Source organism: Nocardia otitidiscaviarum NBRC 14405, from assembly GCF_000308635.1.
Taxonomy (GTDB): Bacteria; Actinomycetota; Actinomycetes; order Mycobacteriales; family Mycobacteriaceae; genus Nocardia; species Nocardia otitidiscaviarum.
This window is the reverse complement of sequence record NZ_BAGD01000232.1, coordinates 1-509: the sequence shown is the minus strand read 5'-3', so window position 1 is coordinate 509 and position 509 is coordinate 1. Positions and strand designations below refer to the sequence as shown.

1 protein-coding gene and 1 pseudogene are annotated in these 509 nt (G+C 67.4%); both read left to right on the top strand.

Annotated elements, in window-relative coordinates:
- Window positions 1–213: hypothetical protein (locus ON31_RS29450; RefSeq protein WP_039818329.1), on the top strand; the 213-nt coding region annotated here is incomplete at its 5' end.
- 47 nt (window positions 214–260) lie between these two features.
- Window positions 261–509 (top strand): annotated as a pseudogene (locus ON31_RS29445) (hypothetical protein); the annotation flags it as partial.

Genomic DNA, 509 nt, shown 5'->3' with positions numbered 1-509 from the left:
GCGTTCGACATCATCGCCGACCCGAACGAATGGGATTTCTTCGCCGTGTCCGCACCGCTGGCACAGGGCAATATCGGCGTCGCACTGCTCGGCCTGCTCGGCAACGCGCAGACCGTCGAGCTACGCAAGGCATATCCCCGGCTCACCCAAGGGCAGGCCCGCGAGCTGTACGACGCGATCAGCGAGGCCCTCGGGTTCGGCTCGGGAAACTAGCCGAGGCGGTCGCGCTACTCGGTGGCGGGCACGGTCCGCTCGTCACCGTGCTAGCGCTGCTGCACCGCTACGCCGACGCCATCGAGCGAGATCTCGCCCGCATCTACGGAATCCGCTACTCGGATCGGTGGCGATTCGACCAGGACGGCACGCGGCGGCTGACGCTGCGCGAGATCTGGATTCGCATTCAAGAACTCCCGCACGACTCGTCGCTCGTGCGTGCCACCAACCAGGGCCGCGCTCGCTGGTCGACCACCGACTACCTGCTCGCCGATCTCTGGCAGGCGTGGACCGGC